This is a genomic window from Pedobacter boryungensis (assembly GCF_013204825.1).
In the GTDB taxonomy this organism is placed as follows: domain Bacteria; phylum Bacteroidota; class Bacteroidia; order Sphingobacteriales; family Sphingobacteriaceae; genus Pedobacter; species Pedobacter boryungensis.
The window spans coordinates 862,124-884,537 of the sequence record NZ_JABMKV010000001.1; the positions used below are offsets into that span (position 1 = coordinate 862,124).

Genomic DNA, 22,414 nt, shown 5'->3' on the forward strand with positions numbered 1-22,414 from the left:
CAAATGAAATTAAAGGAATTAGCAGTAAAATTTGAAACAGATTTAAATTCACTTTATCCAGAAGATGAGGCGCAAGCTCTATTTCAGTTAACCCTTCATCATTTATTAGGGTTAAGCAGAGCTGATTATCTTTTAAAGAAGGAACAGGACATTTCAGTTGATGATTTATCAAAATTTGAAAGCATTTTAAAAGAACTTCAAACGGGAAAACCTATACAATATATTTTTGGCGAAGCACATTTTTATGGTTTAACATTTAAGGTAAATGAATCTGTATTAATTCCACGACCAGAAACTGAAGAATTAGTAGAGTGGATAATATCAACTTGTAGTTTAAATCAAAAATCTGAACTTATAAATATACTTGATATTGGTACAGGAAGTGGCTGCATAGCCATTGCGCTAAAGAAAAATCTACCAAATACAGCAGTCGTTGCGTTAGATATTGCAGCAGATAGTTTAGGAATAGCTAAACAAAATGCTCAATTAAATAATGTAGAAGTCCAGTTTATTGAAGATGATATTCTGAACGCTCAACTTTCAACTTTCAGTTCCCAATTTTCCATAATCGTAAGCAATCCGCCATACATTACAGCACATGAAAAGGCAGAAATGCATGCAAATGTTTTAGCTCACGAACCGCATAGAGCATTATTTGTGAGTAATGAAAAACCTTTAATATTTTATGATGCCATTACAAATTTTGCTTTAAAAAACCTACAACAAAATGCCTTACTTTTCTTCGAAATTAATGAATATTTAGGTCAACAAACAGTTCAATTATTAAAAGATAAAGGTTTTAAAGACATTGAATTAAGAAAAGATATGCAGGGAAAAGAGAGAATGATTAAAGCAAGTTTGTGAGCTTAAGATCTCGGATGAAATTGAGTAATTACACTTCTTAAATAATCGCGATCTAAATGTGTATAAATTTCAGTAGTTGTAATGCTTGCATGTCCTAGCATTTCTTGTACAGCACGTAAATCGGCGCCGCCTTCTATTAAATGTGTGGCAAAAGAATGACGTAAAGTATGCGGGCTAATACTTTTATGAATGCCGACCTTTATAGCCAATGTTTTAATCAAATTAAATACAGAAATTCGAGATAACCGACTACCAGAACGATTTAAAAAAATATAATCTTCATGTCCTTTCTTAATAGATAGATGCACTCGTATTCGGCTTACATAAATTTCTAATAATTTTAGAGCTGTTGAACCAATTGGTACTAAACGCTCTTTATTTCCCTTACCAATAACTTTAATAAATTCTGTATCGGCATAAATATTAGATATCCTTAATTCAACCAATTCTGTTACACGCAAACCACAACCATACAGCATTTCAATAATAGCTTTATTTCTCATTCCTTCAGGTTTAGAGGCATCAATCGCATCAATTAACTGATCTATTTCATGAATATTTAATGTATCTGGCAGTTTTCTAGTTAGTTTAGGCGATTCGAGTAAAGCAGTTGGATCTTCTAAAATAATTTGTTCTTGCATTAAATAGGTAAAAAAAGCTTTAATGCCCGATATTACTCTTGCCTGAGTGTTAGCCTGCATTCCAACCTCGTTTAACCATGTTATAAATTCTCTTAAATCACTTAATTGCAGTTGATTAATAATCAAATCCTTATCAATTGCTAAATAATATTGTACCAACTTCTCTACATCGTTTAAATAAGCATCGATAGAATGTTTAGAAAGCGAACGCTCTAACTTCAAATAATCCTTAAATCCTTTTAGGTAAGAATGGGTATTCATTATATTTACTGCAATTTAAACAACATTGCAACGTTACAACATTTTAACCTTACATCGGTAATGAAGATACAAATTATAAACGGCCCAAATTTAAACTTGTTGGGCCAGCGAGAACCTACAATTTACGGATCTGAAGGATTTGATAGCTATATTTCGAAACTGCAAGAACTGTATAGCATTATAGAAATTGATTACTATCAAAGCAATGTAGAAGGAGAATTGATTAATAAATTACATGAAGTTGGTTTTTCTTACGATGGTATTGTAATTAATGCTGGTGGATATACACATACTTCGGTTGCATTAGCAGATGCAATTGCAGCCATTAAAACTCCAGTTGTAGAAGTGCACATCTCTAATATTTATGCTCGTGAAGAATACCGTCATGTATCTTTAACAGGAAAAAATTGCAAAGGTGTGCTTACAGGTTTTGGTTTAGACGGATATCGACTTGCCATAGAAAGCTTTTTGAAATAATATACTATGAAGAAATATTTATTTATTTTAATGCTCCTAATTGCTATTAAAAGCAATGCTCAAACTACAACTGTACCTAAATTAGATGATAATGCTATTGTAAGAGACGAGGCGGGTAATTTGATAGTTACAAAGTTGTGGAGAGCCTATTATCAAACAGGTGATTATGCTTTTAAACTAAACAAAGAAAAAACAGAGTTCATCATCTATCAAATGAGTCCTGAAGAGAAAATTAAAGCCGAGGAAAGGAAACAACTTGCTTTATCTAATTCTAGTAGACCAAGATTAAGCACTGCTTTTAAAGATGGAGAAAAATTTAAAGGAAATAAATTTACCGATATTAATGGTAATAAATATGATTTGAGAGATATCACAGGAAAGGTATTGGTTTTGAATTTTTGGTTTATCAATTGTCCACCTTGTAAAATGGAAATACCAGAGCTAAATCAGCTTTATGCTAAATACAAAGACAATAAAGATGTTATTTTCTTAGCCATTGCTTTAGATGAGAAATATGATCTTAAACAGTTTTTAAAAACAATACCATTTAACTATAACATTGTTGATGGCGGAAGATTTTATGCTGAAAAGTATGGTGTGAGAAGCTACCCAACACACTTAGTGGTTGGCAAAGATGGTTTGGTGAAATTTCATACAACAGGTTTAGCTTCAAATACAGTTTATTGGGTAGAAAAAACCATCAGCGAACAATTAAAAGGCATTTAATCACCATTTTAAGTCGTTAAACTTTTTTATTTTCTTCACAAAATAGGTCCAAACAATACTTTCTGAGTAAACCCCTGTATGTTGGAATAAAGGAATTTGAGTAATTCTTTTCTTAGAAGTAATTCCTATTTGCGTTAAAAAATGCCAATGAGCTTTATTGATCGAAAAAGCAAAAGCAAACTTTCCTTTGATTAGAAACTGTAACCATGCCAAAAGATCCAGACACATTCTAATAAAAATTCTAGAATAAGCCTCGCTTTTTGGTAAGTTCTTTTGCATAATGATTAAGTTATTTCTGAAGTTTAAGTAAGTTTTGTATGGATTATTTGCATTTAATGTGCCACCACCTACATGGTAAACTTCTGTATCAGTACAACAAACAACACGATACCCTAGATTTTTTAAACGCCAACACAAATCAATTTCTTCCATGTGGGCAAACAAATCTGCATCTAAACCACCAACTTCTTTCCAAATACTACTTTTAATGAAAAATGCAGCGCCGCTTGCCCAAAATATATCTGCAGTAGTGCTATACTGACCATTATCAGTTTCTACCGTATCAAAAATTCTTCCTCTACAAAACGGATATGCAAAAAGATCTATAAAACCACCAGCAGCACCAGCATATTCAAATTCTGTTTTTTTAAGCTGCCATTTTAATTTAGGTTGAGCAACTGCAATTTTAACATGGCTTTCCATTAAATCTATTACAGGTTTTATCCAATTAGCAGGAACTTCAACATCAGAATTTAATAACACAAAATAATCTGCTGTTACCCTAGAAAGAATATGATTATATCCTCCAGCAAAACCATAATTCTTATCGTTTTCTATAATACCTAATTGCGGATAATTTTGCTGTAAGAAGCTTATAGAATCATCTGTTGAAGCGTTATCTCCAATTATGATTTGTAAGTTTGGATAGTTCGTTTGCACAACACTTGGCAAAAAGCGTTCAAGCCAAGACTTGCCATTCCAATTTAAGATTACTACTGCTACACTAGGCTCCATAACTTAGCTATATTTCCATCGCCTATGGCTCCACAACCAAAAAGCAGGCTCATGTTTAATTGTTTTCTCCAAAAATTCAAACAATAAATCGGTTATCTCATGTCCTTGTGTTTCCTTAGGATTTAAGCACAAAGGCATAACTTCTACTTCGTAATATCCACGTTTAACTCGTTTAACTTCAAAGTAAAATATAGGCCTATTTGTTTGCAAGGCAATTTTTTCTAAACCGAGTAAAACAGCAGTCCTTTGATTTAAAAATTCTAAAACGTATTGTGTTTCATGCTTTACTGGCGTTTGGTCGCTAGCAAAACAAAACATGGTTGGTGTATCTTTAGTAGCAATAATTGCTCGTAATGTTTGACGCATCGCCACAAATACATTTCCAAAACGAGTTCTTATCTTATTAAACCAGTTTTCAAAAACCTCATTATTTATAGGTTTGTAAATTACATATTCCGTTGCGCTTGCTGCATCTCCTAAGGCCAGCATACTTAATTCCCAATTACAGTAATGACCAGTGCAGGCCAACACACTTTCACCTTTCTTAAAGTAAGTTTCAATAGCTTCCAAATTGTGAAATTTCACACGTTTTCTTAACTCCTTTTTGGAGATTGAACCCATTTTTACAATCTCAAAAATTAAATCAGCTAAGTATTTATAAAAGGTTTTTTCTATGTTGATAATTTCTTCTCTATTCTTTTCAGGAAAAGATTTAACCAAATTTCCTCGTACAACTGCTTTACGATAACCAATAATGTAATACAAAGGATAATAGAGCAGGCGAGCAAAAAAGTAAAGCACAGGTAAAGGTAGCAGCGATAAAATAGACAAAAAAAATATACCGATGTGCGAAAAGCCTTTTTTAATCATTAATTTGGGCAGCTAGAATGCAAACATAAAATATCAGATGCAAAGTTTAGCAATATTTCCACTTTTTTATCTTCCGCCAGTTAGTTATTTTACTGCTTTAAAAGCTCACGATTTTGATATTCAATTAGAGAAATATGAGCATTTTCCTAAGCAGACCTATAGAAATAGAGCAAGCATTGCATCTCCAAATGGTATTTTAGATTTAACTATACCGGTTGTTAAAGGTTCTAAAATGCACACTCCAATAAAGGATGTTAAAATTAGCTACGATTTAAAATGGCAGCGTTTACATTGGTTAAGTCTACAAACCTGTTATAGAAATTCTGCATATTTTGAGTTTTACGAAGATGGCTTAATACCGTTTTATCAAAAGAAATTTGATTACTTATTCGATTATAATTTAGAATTACTGGAGTGGATATTTAAACAGCTTAAAGTAAACCCGCTGCTTTCTTTTAACGAAACTTATGAGAAGGAAATGCCTCTTGATTTAGATTATAGAAATAAATTTAGCAGTAAAAAGGTAAATCCGGGAGCTGAAACTAAAAGCTATTTTCAGGTGTTTAGCGATAGAAATGAATTTATTGCTAACTTAAGTATTGTAGACTTGTTGTTTAATCAAGGTCCACAAACGAAATTATATCTTTAGTACATGGCAAAAAATAATAGGCATAAAAGCAAAAAGCATCATTACTCATTACCTATGCCTGGCTCAAGTCCAGGATTAGTTTTTATTGATGAAAATTCACTTCAACCTAAAATAAACCTACATATTTATAATGCTGATACTTACAAAGTTGAAAAGTTAAACGACCTAAAAGGATTAGTAGAATACACTGCAGATAAAAAATTAAACTATTGGGTAGAAGTTAAAGGTTTTGGATCTATTAGCATGTTCGAAACGCTAAGTACCGATTGGAACATTAATAAATTAATATTAGAAGATATTACGAGAACATACCAACGTCCTAAATATGAAGAATATGGCGATTACGATTTTGCTATTAGCAGAATGCTGTATCTTGATATAGAAAACTGTTTAGAAAACGAACAAGTATCATTTATCTTAACTAACAACATATTATTTACTTTTCAAGAGAAATATGAAGATTGTTTAGAAGCAGTTCGTCAACGTTTAATGATTGGAAAAGGAAATATAAGAATAGGAGGCAGCAGCTATTTAATGTATGCTTTAATGGATATGATTGTAGATGCCTATTTTTCGGTTTTAAGTGCTTGGGGTGAACAGTTAGATGCTATTGAAGATCGTTTGTTTGAAAAACCAGACAAATCTATTATGTATGATACTCAGTTAATTAAGCGCAATTTAATTACACTTAGACGTGTTGCTTGGCCAGAACGAGATAAAATGAATGATATTTTACGTACAGATAGTCCATTAATTGATCATCAAACTAAAATGTACCTTCGTGATGCTTACGATCATTGTATACAAATTATAGATATGGTCGAATCACTTAAGGAAATCTCAGCTAGCAATATAGATATGTACCTTTCTATCATCAGCAACCGCATGAACGAGATTATGAAAGTACTTACTATTATCTCTTCCATATTTATTCCATTAACTTTTATAGCTGGTATTTACGGAATGAATTTTAGTAGGGAAGACCCAGTTACTGGTAAGATTCTGCGTCAAAACATGCCCGAACTTTACCAGGAACATGGCTATTTATATACTATGATTGTTATGGCAATTATAGCAGTGATACAAATCATTTACTTTTGGCGCAAGGGTTGGTTTAAGTAGTTTCATCCAAAGTATAATTTTTTTTAAATGTTTTTAAACGTCCATTCTCAATATAGCCTTCGTTATGGCACAATGGATATTGAAACCTTAATAGCAGAGGCTAGGAGTAAAAATATCCACCAGATGGTGCTCACGGATATTAACAACTCTACAGGCTGTATGGAATTCATTAGACTGTGTAGAAAAGAAGGGATAGAGGAGAAGGATGATTTTGGAGAAACCATAAAATCTGGTTACGCTATTAAACCCATTATCGGAATAGAATTCCGTAAAAATCATAAATTATTATACATCGGTATCGCTAAAAATAAGGAGGGGATGAAAGAGTTAAATGACTTTTTAACTCATCATAACCTAAATGAAATCCCTTTGCCTGAAAAACCATTTCATTTTGATAATGCTTTTGTTGTTTACCCTTATAAAAACAATATGGTATTAGCAGAAAATGAATATCTAGGTATTCGAGCTAATGAATTGAATAAAATTGCCGGTAAGTCATTGGATTTAGTAAAAGATAAATTGGTAATTTTTCATCCTGTAACAGTTAAAGATAAAGTAGAATATAAATTACATAAATACCTAGTAGCTATTGGATTAAATACGGTATTGGGCAAATTAACTGAAGAAAATAGCTGTCAGAAGGATGAAGTGTTTATTTCAGAAGATGAACTTAAAGATAAATTTATTGCTTATGATTTTATAGTCTCTAATACGCAAAAACTATTAGATAGTTGCTGTATGGATGATTATAGTTTCGGAAAAAAGAATAAAAAAACGTTTACAAATAGCGTAGAAAATGATTTGAAGTTATTAACTGAACTTGCAATGAAAGGTTTAGTTTATCGCTATGGCTTAAATAATGAAGTTGCTTTAAAACGTATTAAAAATGAGCTTAAAGTTATTTCTGAACTAGATTTTTGTGCTTATTTCCTAATTACTTGGGATATTGTGAGGTATGGAATGGAAGAAAGGGGATTTTATCATGTGGGTAGAGGTTCCGGAGCCAATAGTATTGTTGCTTATTGTTTAAAAATAACTGATGTTGATCCAATTGAATTAGATCTTTATTTCGAGCGATTTTTAAACCACAAACGTAGTTCTCCACCAGATTTTGATATTGATTTTAGTTGGGATGAACGTCCTGAGATACAACAATATATTTTCAAAAAATATCCCCACACTGCACTCCTAGGTACAATGAGCAGTTTTAAAAATAGAGCAATTATTAGAGAAATCGGTAAAGTTATGGGTTTGCCAAAAAATGAAATTGATGATTTTACAGACCCTACAAAAGAAGTGTTCAATAAAAATAATCCCACTTTTAATAAAATTTTGGCCATACAAGAGTACATGAATAACATGCCAAATCAACGCTCTATTCATGCTGGTGGAATTTTGATTGGAGAAGAACCTTTAACTTATTATACAGCATTAGATTTGCCTCCTAAAGGCTTGCCAACAGTACAGTGGGATATGTATGAAGCAGAAGCCATTGGACTAGATAAATACGATATTTTAAGTCAGCGAGGAATTGGACATATTAGAGAAGCCGTTCAACTTGTTCAAAAAAATAAGCAAATAACAATAGATATTCATGATTTTAAATCGTTTAAAGAAGATCCGCAACTAAACGCACAACTACGGGCTGGCACACCAATCGGTTGTTTTTATATCGAATCTCCTGCCATGCGACAATTGCTTAAAAAATTGCAATGCGAAGATTATCTAACTCTAGTTGCTGCTAGTTCAATTATTAGACCAGGCGTAGCAAGTTCTGGTATGATGAAAATGTATATCCAAAGTTACCATGATCCAAAAGGGGTAAGGTATTTATCTAAAGTAATGGAAGAACAGTTGGGTGATACTTTTGGTATTATGGTGTATCAAGAAGATGTGATTAAAGTTTGTTGCCATTATGCAGGTTTAGATTTTGCAGATGCGGACATCTTGCGTAGAGGAATGAGCGGTAAATACCGACAAAAAATTGAATTTGAAAAGTTGGAACAACGTTTTTTCTCTTGTGCAAAGGCTTTAGATCGAGATGAAGAAACAACGAAAGAGGTTTGGCGGCAAATTTCCAGCTTTGCGGGATTTAGTTTCTCTAAAGCACATTCTGCAAGTTTTGCAGTAGAAAGTTATCAAAGTTTATTTCTTAAAACCTATTACCCTAAAGAATTTATGGTGGCGGTTTTAAATAATTATGGTGGCTTTTATCAGCGTTGGGTATATGTAAAAGCTTTAGAACAAGCAGGAGCTGAAGTTCATTTGCCCTGCGTAAATCATAGCGATGAAGTAGTTAATATCAATGGAAATAAAGCTTATTTAGGCTTTATTGGTGTGCAAAGCTTGGAGAATAGGTTGATTGCACTCATCCCGCAGGAGCGAAAGCAAAATGGAAATTATATAGATTTAGAAGATGTAATTAAACGAACTAATTTAAGTTTAGAACAGGCACTTATTTTGATTAGAATTGGAGCTTTACGTTTTACAGGTAAAAGTAAAAAAGAACTGCTATGGGAAGTATATAACTATTTGGGTAATAAGACAAAACCTAAACCTGGAAAAGAATTATTTCATTTAGCGAGCAAAGAATATGTATTACCAAATTTGGATACGCATTTAATTGAAGATGCTTATCAAGAATTAGAATTACTAGGTTTTCCAATTAGTTTAAGTATGTTCGATTTATTAAAAACAACATATAGAGGCGATATTTTAGCGGATGATTTAGAAAAGCATGAAGGTAAAATTGTAAAAATGCTAGGTAATTTTGTCTGCGATAAAACAGTTCATACGAGTAAGAATACTAAAATGTGGTTTGGAACTTTTATAGATAATGAAGGCAACTTCTTTGACACGGTGCACTTTCCAAATAATCATCCAATTTATCCTTTTAGAGGTAAAGGATGTTACCTGATTTTAGGCAAAGTGGTGCTAGATTTTGGAGTGCCAAGCATAGAAGTTATGAAGTTTGCTAAATTGCCAATTGTTGATAATCCAGTATTAAACACTAAATAAATATCTTACAAATTAGCGTTAAAAAAACGTTATTAATAAGCGCAAAACTTTTCCACATAAAGGTGCATATTGGCGCATAATTTATTAAATTCGCAAGGTTATAGTATAACCTAATTTAAATTTCGTTTTTAGCGAACAAATTATTTATGGCAGAAGATTTAGAAAATCAAGAGAACGACAAAATCATTTCAATAAACATAGACGAGCAGATGAAATCTGCTTACATCGATTATTCGATGTCAGTTATCGTAAGTAGGGCATTACCTGATGTGCGTGACGGGTTAAAACCAGTACACCGCCGTGTTTTATACGGTATGTTAGATTTAGGTTTAGGAGCAGGGAAACCTTATAAAAAATCTGCTCGTATTGTGGGAGAGGTGCTCGGTAAGTATCACCCACATGGAGATTCATCTGTTTATATGACGATGGTACGTATGGCTCAACCTTGGAGTTTACGTTATTTGATGGTAGACGGACAAGGTAACTACGGTTCGATAGATGGAGATTCGCCAGCAGCAATGCGTTATACGGAGGCACGTTTCCAAAAAATGGCCGAAGATATGTTAGCTGATATTAATAAAGACACGGTTGATTTTCAACTAAACTTCGATGACTCATTGCAAGAGCCAACTGTTCTTCCAGCTAAAGTGCCAAACCTGTTAATTAATGGTTCTTCTGGTATTGCTGTAGGTATGGCTACTAACATGGCTCCCCATAACATTACGGAGGTTATTAATGCAACAGTTGCTTATATCGATAATAATGAAATTACTATTCCTGAATTAATGAAATATGTAAAAGGTCCTGATTTCCCGACAGGAGCTATTATTTACGGTTATTCTGGAGTACAAGATGCTTTCGAAACTGGAAGAGGACGTGTTGTTATGCGTGCTAAAGCAGAAATAGAAACTATAAAAGATCGCGAAACGATTATCGTAACTGAAATTCCTTACCAAGTGAACAAATCGCAAATGATTGAGCGAACTGCTGAATTGGTAGGTGAGAAAAAATTAGAAGGTATTTCTAATATTAAAGACGAATCGAATAAAGATGGTATTCGTATTGTTTATGAAATAAAACGTGATGCGAATGCTAGTATCGTTTTAAATAACCTATTTAAACAAACTGCATTACAAACTTCATTTAGTGTAAATAACATTGCTTTGGTTAATGGCCGTCCGCAAATGTTAAACCTAAAAGATTTAATCCGTCATTTCGTAAACCACAGACATGATGTTATCGTTCGTAGAACGAAATTCGAATTAGCTGAGGCTGAAAAAAGAGCACACATTTTAGAGGGTTTATTAATTGCTTTAGATCATATTGAAGAAGTAATTAAATTAATCCGTGCTTCAAACACTCCAGAAGAAGCAAGAGTCGGCTTAATGGAAAAATTTGGTTTGAGTGATATTCAAGCGAGAGCTATACTTGACATGACATTACGTAGACTAACTGGTTTAGAACGTGATAAGATTAAAGACGAGTATGCAGAGCTGATGAAGACCATAGAGTATTTGAAATCTATTCTAGCTGATGAATCTTTACGTATGCAAATTATAAAAGATGAGTTAGCTGAAATGTTAGATAAATATGGTGATGAGCGTAGAACAACAATAGTTCATTCGGCAGAAGATATGAGCATGGAAGATTTCATCGAAGATGAAGAAGTTGTAATTACTATCTCACACGAAGGATACATTAAACGTACTCCAGCTACAGAATACCGTACACAAGGTAGAGGGGGTAAAGGGTCCAAAGGAAGTGATTCGAGAAATGAAGATTTTATTGAACATTTGCTAATTGCATCTAATCACAATTATATGTTATTCTTTACCGAAGCAGGACGTTGTTTCTGGCTAAGAGTATATGAAATTCCAGAAGGAAGCAGATTAAGTAAAGGCAGAGCATTACAAAATATTATTAATATACCTAAAGAAGAAAAAGTTAAAGCTTATATCAAGGTTAAAAACTTAAAAGACCAAGATTATCTAGAGAATAACTTTATCATTATGTGTACTAAAAAAGGTACCATTAAGAAAACTTCACTTGAAGCTTACTCTCGTCCGCGTGTTAATGGTATAAATGCAATTAACATTAATGAAGGTGATCAATTATTAGAAGCAAGTTTAACTACAGGAAGTAGTGAGATTGTAATGGCTTTACGTTCTGGAAGAGCAATCCGATTTAATGAAAGTACAGTTAGACCAATGGGAAGAACTGCAACAGGGGTAAGAGGTGTAACTTTAGCTCATGATAAAGATGAAGTTGTAGGCATGATCGCAATTGACGATCCGTCTGCTACTGTATTGGTAGTTTCTGAAAAAGGTTACGGTAAACGTACTGATATAGACGATTATCGCGTTACTAATAGAGGTGGAAAAGGTGTTAAAACAATTAATGTTACCGAAAAAACTGGCGCACTAGTTGCTATTAAAAATGTAACTGATGCTGATGATTTAATGATTATTAATAAATCTGGTATTGTAATTAGAATTGTGGTTAGTGAATTAAGAGTAATGGGACGAGCAACTCAAGGTGTTCGCTTAATTACATTAAAAGGTAATGATGAGATTGCATCGGTAGCTAAAATTGAACATGAAGATGAAGATGAGGTTGAAGAGATAGAAGATGCAGAGGTTGTAGAAGATTCAACTGGAAAAACAGATGAAAAGCCTACAGAAGATAACAATCCTGATACTGAAGAAGAAACAGAAGAGAATTAATATAATTTCGAAAAAAAAACAAGAAACATGAAAAAAATACTTTTAAGTATGTTATTTGTAGGTGTAGCTACACTTGCAAATGCTCAAAAGAGTGAAGTGGCCGAAGCAAAAAAAACTTGGGATTTATATAGCATAATGGCTACAAAAAATCCGTATGATAAATCTATGTTATCGTTAAATAATGGGTTGAAACACACTGATAATGCTATTGCTAATGAAAAATCTAAAATTATGCCTGATGCATGGTCTTATAGAGCTTTGTTTGCATCAGCAATAGCTTATACAGATTCAGTTAATCTTGACAATGCACTAGCTAAACAAAAAATTGCTGTTGAGGCAATTGCTCAAGCAAAAAGTTTAGATACAAAAGGAGATCAAAAAGAAAATATCCAATCTGCTGAAATTACCATACGTAATGCGATAAATAGCAGAGCAATACGAGCATATAACAAAAAGGATTATGCTAATGCATTAACACTTTTTAATGAAATGACTGCCCTTAATCCAACAGATACTGCCATGTATATTAATGCAGGCGTTACTGCGAAATTAGCACAAAACTATCCAGAGGCGATAAAAAACTTTAAGAAGGTTATAAGTTTTAATGTACCAGAGACAAAAAACTTTTATGCTGAAACTATTTCGATGACTTTATCAAATTTGAAAGATACAACAGCTAGTTTAGATTTGCTTAAAGAAGCAATTGCAAAATATCCTGATGATGCTGATTTTGTTGGCATAGAGACTGATATCTACATTGCTAAAGGAGATATTGCAAAATCGCAAGAAGCATTAAAAAAACTAATTGCTAAAGATCCATCAAAAGCAATTTATCAGTATTTAATGGGTGATACTTATTATAAACAAGCTTTAGCATTACAAACGGATAGAAGTAAGTTAGATCCAAAAAAAGTAAAGGAGTTCGATGCAATAACTGCTAAAATGGTTGGATTTATTGATCAATCAATACCATTTTATAAGAAAGCTATAGAATTAGACCCTAAGCTAGTACCAGCATTAGAGTCTTTAAAACAGATTTACGGTTTTAAAAATGACAGTGTAAATTTTGCAGATATAAAGAAAAGATTAGACGCTATACCTGCTAATTAAAAATACTATTTTGAATAGATGAAGAGGGGTAATTAATGTTATCCCTCTTTTTTTATTATTTTTGCTAAGCGAATATCCTTCCATATTATGAAAAACAATTTTTTACTAATTTTTATCTGCACACTCTCTCTCAATGTTAATGCTCAAAAAACTCAAGTTCAACTTGCACAAAATAGCGTCGGAAAATTACAGGTAAGTATTGCAAATAAAGAGGATGTAAAAAAGCAACTGACAACAATAGGTGAGGGTATTAAAGCTATTGAAGTTGCTCAAAATGATAAGAAAACTAAAAATTGGGCAGAAACATGGGCGATCAAAGCATATTTAAGCTCTTACATTTCGCTAATTGATGAAAACGAATCAAATGCCGATAAATATTACATTTTAGCAGGCGAAGCTCTTGAAAAGGCAATTAAACTTGATAAATATCAAGATAATTCTGGTTTAATTAAAGCATCAACTTATAACATAAACATCAAAAAACAAATCGAAGGAAATAGTGCTTATCAGCAAAATGATTTTGTGACAGCCTTTAATTTATTGAAACAAGTAAGTGATTTTTTACCAAAAGATACAACTTTAGCAGTAAATGTAGCATTGTGTGCTCAAAATATCCAATCATACGATGAAGCACTGAATTATTTTAAAAGAGCAAAGGAGAATGAAATTAAAAATCCTGTTGTTTTTCAAACTATGGCTAGTATTTATGCTTCTAAATTTGAAAATGAATTAGCTATAAAAACACTTGAGGACGGTTTAAAGCTCAATCCATATCATCCATTTTTAACTAATGATTATATTAATTTATTATTAGATAATGAAAGATATGATGCTGCCGTTAAAATAATTGAAGGCTCTATACCTAATGAAAAGCGTAATAAGTTATTGTTATTTTTACATGGTTATTTGCAGCAATCTCAACTTAATAATAATAACGCAGCAGAACTTGCATATAAAAAAGCATTAGATATCGATCAAAATTATTTTGATGCTTTATATCAATTAGGATTAGTTTATATAAATAATGCTAATAACTCATTGAAAGAAAAGAAAAATCAAAAATTCATATCTTATATTAACCGTTCAGAATTTACGTTGCTTAGAGCTCACGAAATAAATCCTAATGATAGAAACACTATTCAACTATTAATCGAAATATATACAAGAAAAAATAAATTGGATAAAGTTCAAGATTTAAAAAGAAAATTAAATGAATTTTAGTTGAAATTAATGGCTAGAGTAGATATTGCAATTTATTACTTAACATAATGTTAATTATAAGACAGAATTAAAATTATGAAAATTAGTTGATTGTGCATTTATAAGGTTGAATAAAAATTAATTAATTAAATAAATAATAATAATAATAATTCAGTTTCATTTACTAATTTTGTTAGTATTATGAAGCGAGCTGGAACTGCAGATTTACCCTTACATTATGGTCATGTACCGTTGTGGTTAGCAGAGCGAATGGGTAAATTGGGTCTAGCGATAACAGAAGAAATTATTTCAAATAAGGGGAAAAACAACTTTCTGCAAAGAATGAGTGATCCTTTTTGGTTTCAAAGTCTTGGAGCTGTGATGGGAATGGATTGGCATTCTTCTGGAATTACAACTTCCGTTTTAGGGGCATTAAAAAGAAATATAAATATACATGCTAAAGAATTTGGTATTTATATTTGCGGTGGTAAGGGAAAGCTTTCCAAAAATACACCAAATGAAATCATAAAGTTTTCTGAATCTAATGGATTGAATGCTAGCAATTTAGTAAAATGTAGTAAACTAAGTGCTAAAGTTGATAATACAGCTATTCAAGATGGATTTCAATTGTATCAGCATAATTTTATTGTTAGCGATGAAGGAAATTGGACTGTTATTCAGCAAGGTATGAGTGATAAAAGTGCGACTGCGAGAAGATATCACTGGCATTCATCAACTCTGAAATCTTTTACAGAAGAACCTCATACATTTATTTATGGTCAAAATTGCGGTGAAATTTTAAATTTAACCGATAAGGACGCCAATCCACTTAAAAAATCAATATTGAATCTAACTTGTGAACAACCTGCAAAAATGATTAAAGAGATTAAGAAGTTGGTGATGCCTAATCATCATGAGGTTAGATCAAAAGATGTTAATTTAAAACGATTGGGTGCTACGCTTTGGTTGGCTCAAGAAAACAATATTTCAAATTTTGAAGACCTATTACTATTGCAAGGGCTTGGGCCAAGAACATTACAATCTTTAGCATTAGTTAGTGAAATCATCTACGGAAATCCTTCCAGATTTAAAGATCCTGCTAGATTTTCATTTGCCAATGGAGGAAAAGATGGTCACCCCTTCCCTGTTCCTGTAAATGTATATGATGAAACAATTAAAACTTTAAGGAGCGCAATAGACAAATCAAAAATAGGTAATTCGGATAAAATGCAAGCGTTTCAATCATTAAGTAAGATTTCACAACGCTTAGAAAAAGATTTTATTCCTAATGAAAACTTGGAAGAATTAATAAAAACAGAAAGAGATAATTCTTGGAAATATGGCGGAAGAACAGTTTTTGGTAAAGAAAAAGCGCCTACTTCAACACAATTGAATTTATTTTAAGATGGATTTAAATTACGACGAACTTACTTTTGTAGAAGCAAAGCTAATGCAAGAAGAATTTAGAAAGCAGCTTAAATTTGATATTCCAAATAGTAAAGTTATCAATTCCATAGCTGCTACGGATATTTCATATAATCCGAATAGTACCACAATGTATGGAACCATTGTAATTTTGAGTTATCCAGAATTAAGGTTAAAAGCATATTCTTTAGTTACTTGTGAAACTAATTTCCCTTACAAAGCTGGTTACTTAGGTTTTAGAGAAGTTCCAACGCTGATAAAGGCTTGGGAGCAAATTGAGAATAAGCCTGACGTGGTAGTATTAGATGGTCAAGGTTATTTACATCCAAGAAGGATGGGTATCGCATCTCATTTTGGTTTATTAACTGCTCAAGCAACTATTGGTTGTGCAAAATCATCATTATATGGCTTTTATGAAGAACCTTCAATAATAAAATATTCTTTTAGTAAAGTATTTGAACATCATACAAATGAACATATTGGTTATGCTTTAAGAACTAAAAATAAAACTAAGCCTGTTTATATTTCTCCTGGTTATGGTTTAAGTTTGGTAAAGAGCTTAGAAATTATGAAAAAGTGTATAGGAAATCATAGAATTCCAGAACCAACAAGATTAGCCCATGAAATTGTGAATGATTTTAGAATGGGTAAATTACAGGCTGGATATAAAGAAGTTAATCCGACACCTGTATTATTTTAGTTTAAAATTCTATTTTTATAGCAAACGTTAAAAATGAGCGCAAAAAAATCAACACTAGGCTTTATATTTATTACCATTTTAATTGATTGTATTGGTTTTGGGATCATTATTCCTGTATTGCCAAACTTGATTAAAGAACTTTCTGGAAAATCTTTAGCCGCTGCATCCGAATACGGCGGTTTGTTATTAGTGGCATATTCTATAGCACAATTTATTTTTTCTCCAATTGTTGGGGGCTTAAGTGATAAATATGGTAGACGTCCAATTTTATTAATTTCACTTTTAGGTTTAGGTATTGATTATATTTTCTTGTCTTTTGCTCCGACATTAGGTTGGCTATTTATTGGGCGAGTTATTGCGGGAATTACGGGTGCAAGTTTTACTACTGCAATGGCTTACATCGCAGATATTAGTACTCCGGAAAAGAAGGCTCAAAATTTCGGAATGGTTGGAGTGGCATTTGGCATTGGTTTTATTATAGGCCCATTAATTGGCGGGTTGTTTAGTAACATGGGACTTAGGGTTCCTTTTATTATTTCTGCTGGGTTAGCGCTTTTAAATTGGCTATATGGTTATTTCATTTTGCCCGAATCACTAAAGAAAGAAAATCGCAGAGAATTTTCTTGGAAAAGGGCAAATCCTATTGGTTCTATGATTAGTATTGCTAAATATCCTACAATAATAGGTTTAGTTGTAGCATTATTATTATTATTTATAGCAAGTCATTCTGTGCAGTCTAATTGGGGATATTACGTAATCGAAAAATTCAATTGGAATTCGTCTATGATTGGCTATTCATTGAGTATAGTTGGAGTTGCGGTAGCTATAGTTCAAGGAGGATTAATAAGAATTGTTATTCCGAAAATTGGCGAGAAAAATGCAATTATTTTGGGTTTAATTCTATATATAATAGGTTTTACATGTTTTGCATTTGCACCTAATGGATTGATGATGATGATTTTTATTCTTCCTTATTGCTTGGCTGGAATTGGAAATCCGGCAATGCAAACCATTATTTCAAATCAGGTTCCTGCAAATGCACAAGGTGAAATTCAAGGTATTGTAACAAGTATGCAGAGTGCTGGTGCTATTTTAGGCCCATTTTCTATGGCATATATTTTTGCGCACTTTATTGCAAAAGATAACGGCATATATTTTCCAGGTGCACCATTTATTTTTAGTATGATATTGACATTAATCTCCCTAATTATTACAACTGCAACTTTAAGAAAACATCACTAAAGTAACTCTATTGCTAAATTTGCTAACTCGCTCCTCTCTCCTTTTTGTAATGTAATGTGGGCATAAAGCGGATGTTTTTTAGCATTTTCTATCAAATACGATAGTCCATTGCTTTCAGAGTCAAGATAAGGCGTATCTATCTGATAAATATCGCCCGTGAAAACAATTTTAGTATGTTCTCCAGCTCTCGATATGATGGTTTTAATTTCGTGTGGAGTAAGATTTTGAGCTTCATCCACAATGAAAAATATTTTTGTAATCGTTCTACCTCTTATAAACGCTAAAGGTGCAATTTCTATTTTTTCTGTTCGAATTAGCTCATCAATTTTAAATAACATCTTTTCATCACCAACAAATTGCTCTCTAATAAATTTCAAATTATCCCATATAGGCGCCATATAAGGGTCTATTTTTGTTTTTACATCGCCTGGCAAAAAACCAATATCTTTATTACTTAAAGGAACAATAGGTCTCGTAATATAAATCTGTCTAAAATTTTTACGTTGTTCTAAAGCACTTGCTAAAGCTAATAAAGTTTTACCTGTACCCGCATTTCCTTGTATTGTTACTAATTTAATATCAGGATTAAGTAAAGCATCAATGGCAAAAGATTGCTCTGCATTACGTGGCGAAATATTAAATGCAGCATCTTGATTTACATATCTAAGTTGTTTTTTAGTAGCGTTATAAAACGCAATAACGCTTTTCTTTTTATTCTTTAAACTATAAAAGTGATTAGAATCTCCATGGGGTAAATTTAAAGCAGATGCATCTATAGTGCCATTTTTTCTCAATTCATCAATAGCTTCAATAGAAAAATCGATCAATTCTGTTTTACCTGTATAAAGTTCATCAGCATTTTTAATTTTCCCAGTCTCATAGTCTTCTGCATATAAATTGAGAGATTTTGCCTTTAAACGGAGACAAATATCTTTAGACACTAAAATGACCTTACTTTTGGGATTTTCTTCCTTTAAAACTAACGCTGAATTTAAAATCCGATTATCAAATTTTCCTTCTCCAAATAATTTTTCAGCATTTATTTTCTTTGGACTTTCATCTAAAATTATTTTAAACTTGCCTTGACTAATCTTTGTTAAGGATATCCATTTATTAATAAGATGGTTTTTTGATGCTTGATCTATTAATCTGATAAAACTTCTAGCTTCGAAATTACGCGTATCATTACCGCTTTTAAAATTATCAAGCTCTTCTAAAACTAACACAGGAACGGCAACATCATGTTCTTGGAAATTATTAATAGCATTATGGTCATATAAGATAACTGAAGTATCTAATACAAATATTTTTTTTGTTAGTTCTTTCTTTGCCATGATGCTTTAAAATTAGCGTTTAGCCTTTAAAGATTATAGTATTTAAAAATAAAAAATGGCTAAAAAAACAAAACGGAGACCCTCTTCTTGCGATTTGGTTCTCCGTTTTAACCTCATATTTAACCGTAATTAAAAATAAGGCATCAATTGAATATACTTAACCTTTATTCGTTGTATTGTTATTCTTTCGAATTTCAAAACTCGTTTATAAAATTATAACCATCTATTGCCTTACTCCGTAAAATGCCGCAATTAGTTATAATGTCTGATGTATTAAAACAAACAAATTTATCGGTTTTGCAACCTATTGCTCTTAACGCCCATCTGTTCTTTCAAATGATCTGGTTTAAGTGCTCGATTTTTTACATGCTAACCGTCTTGCGACTTCTTAATGTAAACCAACTTTGCATTTTGCAATGCTCGTCAGATTTGATTTAACTTAGTGAAAATTCCCAAAAATTTTAGTCTTTCGACTTCATTTTTGTTTTGGATTATTCTATCAGACTGTCAAAGTACTTCGTTATTGATATGATCTAAATTAGTGTCTGAAGCAATATATGTCAAGAAAAATTGATTTATTTTTTTAACAAGTTATACACTTTATATCATAGGGTTATTAACACATATAATGATGTGAAATCCATGTAAATGTAGTTTGGATAAAGTTTAGTCTGGCTTTTATTCTTGTTATTAACAATCGTAAATTTTTAGTTTATGCACAATTATGATTTAATTTATGATTTTTAAATTCATATTTCTGCTTATTTATCAGCTTTGCATAAAACAAATGAGTTTATATCTTAACTTTTCAAGGTATTTTAAAACTCAAATAATGTAAATTTGCACTATGCTCAATCAGCCAATTAGAAATATACAAGATTTTTTGCTCAGTACTTATTTTGCAGATGGTTTGCGTATTACTATTGGTGTGCTTTGCCCCTCTTTAATTTTAGCACAATTTGGAATGCTCCAATATGGCATGACCTTATCATTAGGGGCATTATGTATTAGTGTTGTCGATTCTCCTGGACCTATAATACACCGTAGAAATGCAATGTTAGTGACCACGATTTTACTTTTTGTAATTTCTATTATTACTGGTTTAACTAACAAGAATATATATGTTACAGGAACATTATTAGTCGTATGTAGTTTTATTTTTTCTATGTTCTTTTTGTATGGAAATAGAGCAGCTTCTATAGGTACATCCGTTTTGCTCATTATGGTACTAAGCATAGATGATATTAGGCCATGGCAAGAGGTAGTTTATTATGCTTTGCTAATTTTAGCAGGTAGCATTTGGTATACTTTATTAAGTTATTTCGTCTATCGGTTGCGACCTTACCGATTAGTTCAGCAAACATTAAGTGATTCGATACATCAAGTTAGCGAGTTTTTAAGAGCTAAAGCTAAATTCTATCATGAAAATACCGATTATGAAAAGAATTATGCAGCGTTACTTCAATTACAAGTTCATGTACATGAAAAACAAGATGAAGTACGTGATGTGCTTTTTAGGACGAGGGAAATAGTTAGAGAATCTACACCAGAAGGAAGATTTCTTTTACTTGTTTTTGTAGATATGGTTGATCTTTTTGAACAAGTAATGTCTACTTATTATAATTATAAACAATTGCATGAACAATTTGATTCTGCAGGAATACTTCATCAATATGAAAAAATAATAAATAAAATAGCAGGTTCGCTTGATGAAATTGCTTTTGCTTTAAAAAGTGGAGGTACGCCTACCCTTTCTTCATCTTTGATAAAAGACGTAGCTATATTGAAGGAGGAAATTAATGTTTTAGAAGCAAATGCAGATAACCAATATAACACTTTAGGACTTATTGCACTAAAGAATATTGAAGTGAACATCGAAAATATTTTAGGCAGGGTTAAGACAATTACTGGGTACTTTAATAAAAAAGAGAAGAAAAATTTAAAGCATAGAGATATAGAAGTTGAGAAATTTGTAACCAAACAAAAATTTGATTTCAAAATATTAGAAGATAATTTGACTTTTAATTCTTCTACTTTTAGGCACTCTTTACGCGTTGCTATAGTTATGCTAATTGGCTTCGTAGTTGCTAAAAGCTTAGATTTTGCACATAGCTACTGGATATTATTAACAATTTTAGTAATATCAAAACCTGGTTTTTCTTTAACTAAAGAAAGAAACTATCAACGTATTATAGGAACAGTTGTTGGAGCTTTTATTGGAATGGGTGTTTTAATTTATATTCACGATAAAAATACACTTTTCGTAATCCTATTAATTTGTATGATTGGTTGTTACAGCTTTCAGCGTAAAAATTACGTAGTTAGTGTGCTTTTCATGACGCCATATATTCTCATTTTATTTGATTTTTTAGGAATGGGAAGTCTTTCGATTGCAAGAGAGCGAATTTACGACACTTTAATAGGTTCTGGCATTGCCTTATTGGCAAGTTATTCACTATTCCCAAACTGGGAACATGAAAAATTGAAAGAGGCCATGTTAGATACGATAAAGGCAAATAGGAATTATTTTAAAGAAGTTACGCTTTTATATTTTGAACAAGAGCAAAACCAAAACTTAACTAATTATAAACTTGCAAGAAAAGAAGTGTATGTGAATTCGTCAAACTTGGCATCACTCTTTCAACGGATGTTTTCAGAACCCAAAAGCAAACAACTTTATATTAAAGAACTACATCAATTCACAGTATTTAATCATTTATTGTCCTCTTATATTGCTACGTTATTACTTTATAAAAAAGAACACGATTTTGTTTACTTAAATAAAGAAGAATTAAAACCAATTTCTGAAAATACAATTTATCTGTTAAATCAAGCAACAGAAAATCTATTATCGCCTAAAGAAGAATTTATTAACGTTCCTCTTATTCGCCGTAAAAATGTTAATGAACTTGCAAGCGAAAGCGAAAATATGAGCATAGCTGAACAATTTGATTTGATACAGAAAGTTGCTTATGATATTTTTAAGTTAACTGAAAAGCTTAAAATCTAATACTATTCTAGTTAAGATTAATAAAAAC

At 31.8% G+C, this 22,414-nt stretch carries 17 protein-coding genes; 13 read left to right on the top strand and 4 right to left on the bottom strand.

Going from position 1 to position 22,414, the window contains the following annotated elements:
• Nucleotides 1-3 precede the first annotated feature (3 nt).
• Complete coding sequence (prmC, locus tag HQN85_RS03755) at nt 4-864, top strand: peptide chain release factor N(5)-glutamine methyltransferase (protein ID WP_173269004.1); 861 nt, start codon at nt 4-6, stop codon at nt 862-864.
• A 2-nt stretch (nt 865-866) separates the two neighbouring features.
• Here prmC and xerD read toward each other — a convergent pair whose 3' ends face one another.
• Nucleotides 867-1,766: a site-specific tyrosine recombinase XerD gene (xerD, locus tag HQN85_RS03760; protein ID WP_173269005.1), complete on the bottom strand. Its 900-nt coding sequence runs from the start codon at nt 1,764-1,766 to the stop codon at nt 867-869.
• Between the two features lie 60 nt (nt 1,767-1,826).
• Here xerD and aroQ point away from each other — a divergent pair, with 60 nt between their 5' ends.
• Together aroQ and HQN85_RS03770 are read left to right on the top strand one after the other, a co-directional pair.
• Nucleotides 1,827-2,243, top strand: a complete 417-nt coding sequence (gene aroQ / locus HQN85_RS03765) for a type II 3-dehydroquinate dehydratase (protein WP_173269006.1) — start codon at nt 1,827-1,829, stop codon at nt 2,241-2,243.
• A gap of 6 nt (nt 2,244-2,249) precedes the next feature.
• Nucleotides 2,250-2,969, top strand: coding sequence for a TlpA family protein disulfide reductase (locus HQN85_RS03770; protein ID WP_173269007.1), 720 nt, complete (start codon nt 2,250-2,252; stop codon nt 2,967-2,969).
• Here HQN85_RS03770 and HQN85_RS03775 read toward each other — a convergent pair whose 3' ends face one another.
• Nucleotides 2,970-3,983: a glycosyltransferase family 2 protein gene (locus tag HQN85_RS03775; RefSeq protein ID WP_173269008.1), complete on the bottom strand. Its 1,014-nt coding sequence runs from the start codon at nt 3,981-3,983 to the stop codon at nt 2,970-2,972.
• 3 nt (nt 3,984-3,986) lie between these two features.
• Nucleotides 3,987-4,853: a lysophospholipid acyltransferase family protein gene (locus HQN85_RS03780; RefSeq protein WP_173269009.1), complete on the bottom strand. Its 867-nt coding sequence runs from the start codon at nt 4,851-4,853 to the stop codon at nt 3,987-3,989.
• A gap of 37 nt (nt 4,854-4,890) precedes the next feature.
• On the opposite strand from HQN85_RS03780, the gene HQN85_RS03785 reads away from it, so the two are divergent.
• From HQN85_RS03785 to HQN85_RS03825, 9 genes are all read left to right on the top strand, one after another.
• Complete coding sequence (locus tag HQN85_RS03785; RefSeq protein WP_173269010.1) at nt 4,891-5,502, top strand: WbqC family protein; 612 nt, start codon at nt 4,891-4,893, stop codon at nt 5,500-5,502.
• Nucleotides 5,503-5,505: 3 nt separating this feature from the next.
• Nucleotides 5,506-6,624, top strand: a complete 1,119-nt coding sequence (corA, locus tag HQN85_RS03790; protein ID WP_173269011.1) for a magnesium/cobalt transporter CorA — start codon at nt 5,506-5,508, stop codon at nt 6,622-6,624.
• Between the two features lie 27 nt (nt 6,625-6,651).
• Nucleotides 6,652-9,642, top strand: a complete 2,991-nt coding sequence (locus HQN85_RS03795; protein ID WP_173269012.1) for a helix-hairpin-helix domain-containing protein — start codon at nt 6,652-6,654, stop codon at nt 9,640-9,642.
• A 146-nt stretch (nt 9,643-9,788) separates the two neighbouring features.
• Nucleotides 9,789-12,365 carry a DNA gyrase subunit A gene (gene gyrA / locus HQN85_RS03800; RefSeq protein WP_173269013.1) on the top strand — a complete coding sequence of 859 codons (2,577 nt, stop codon included), beginning with the start codon at nt 9,789-9,791 and terminating at the stop codon, nt 12,363-12,365.
• A gap of 27 nt (nt 12,366-12,392) precedes the next feature.
• The gene (locus tag HQN85_RS03805; RefSeq protein WP_173269014.1) at nt 12,393-13,475 is read left to right on the top strand and encodes a tetratricopeptide repeat protein; all 1,083 of its coding nucleotides are present in this window, start codon (nt 12,393-12,395) and stop codon (nt 13,473-13,475) included.
• Between the two features lie 87 nt (nt 13,476-13,562).
• Nucleotides 13,563-14,696 carry a tetratricopeptide repeat protein gene (locus HQN85_RS03810; protein ID WP_173269015.1) on the top strand — a complete coding sequence of 378 codons (1,134 nt, stop codon included), beginning with the start codon at nt 13,563-13,565 and terminating at the stop codon, nt 14,694-14,696.
• A gap of 180 nt (nt 14,697-14,876) precedes the next feature.
• Nucleotides 14,877-16,079, top strand: coding sequence for a DUF763 domain-containing protein (locus tag HQN85_RS03815; RefSeq protein WP_173269016.1), 1,203 nt, complete (start codon nt 14,877-14,879; stop codon nt 16,077-16,079).
• A gap of 1 nt (nt 16,080) precedes the next feature.
• On the top strand, nt 16,081-16,800 hold the full coding sequence (locus tag HQN85_RS03820; RefSeq protein ID WP_173269017.1) for an endonuclease V: 720 nt from the start codon (nt 16,081-16,083) through the stop codon (nt 16,798-16,800).
• Between the two features lie 33 nt (nt 16,801-16,833).
• Nucleotides 16,834-18,042 carry a TCR/Tet family MFS transporter gene (locus HQN85_RS03825; protein ID WP_173269018.1) on the top strand — a complete coding sequence of 403 codons (1,209 nt, stop codon included), beginning with the start codon at nt 16,834-16,836 and terminating at the stop codon, nt 18,040-18,042.
• Here the strand turns inward: HQN85_RS03825 and HQN85_RS03830 are convergent.
• The gene (locus HQN85_RS03830) at nt 18,039-19,376 is read right to left on the bottom strand and encodes a PhoH family protein (protein ID WP_173269019.1); all 1,338 of its coding nucleotides are present in this window, start codon (nt 19,374-19,376) and stop codon (nt 18,039-18,041) included. The genes HQN85_RS03825 and HQN85_RS03830 overlap by 4 nt on opposite strands.
• An 847-nt stretch (nt 19,377-20,223) precedes the next feature.
• Here HQN85_RS03830 and HQN85_RS03835 point away from each other — a divergent pair.
• Nucleotides 20,224-22,386: an FUSC family protein gene (locus HQN85_RS03835; RefSeq protein ID WP_173269020.1), complete on the top strand. Its 2,163-nt coding sequence runs from the start codon at nt 20,224-20,226 to the stop codon at nt 22,384-22,386.
• Nucleotides 22,387-22,414: the final 28 nt, after the last annotated feature.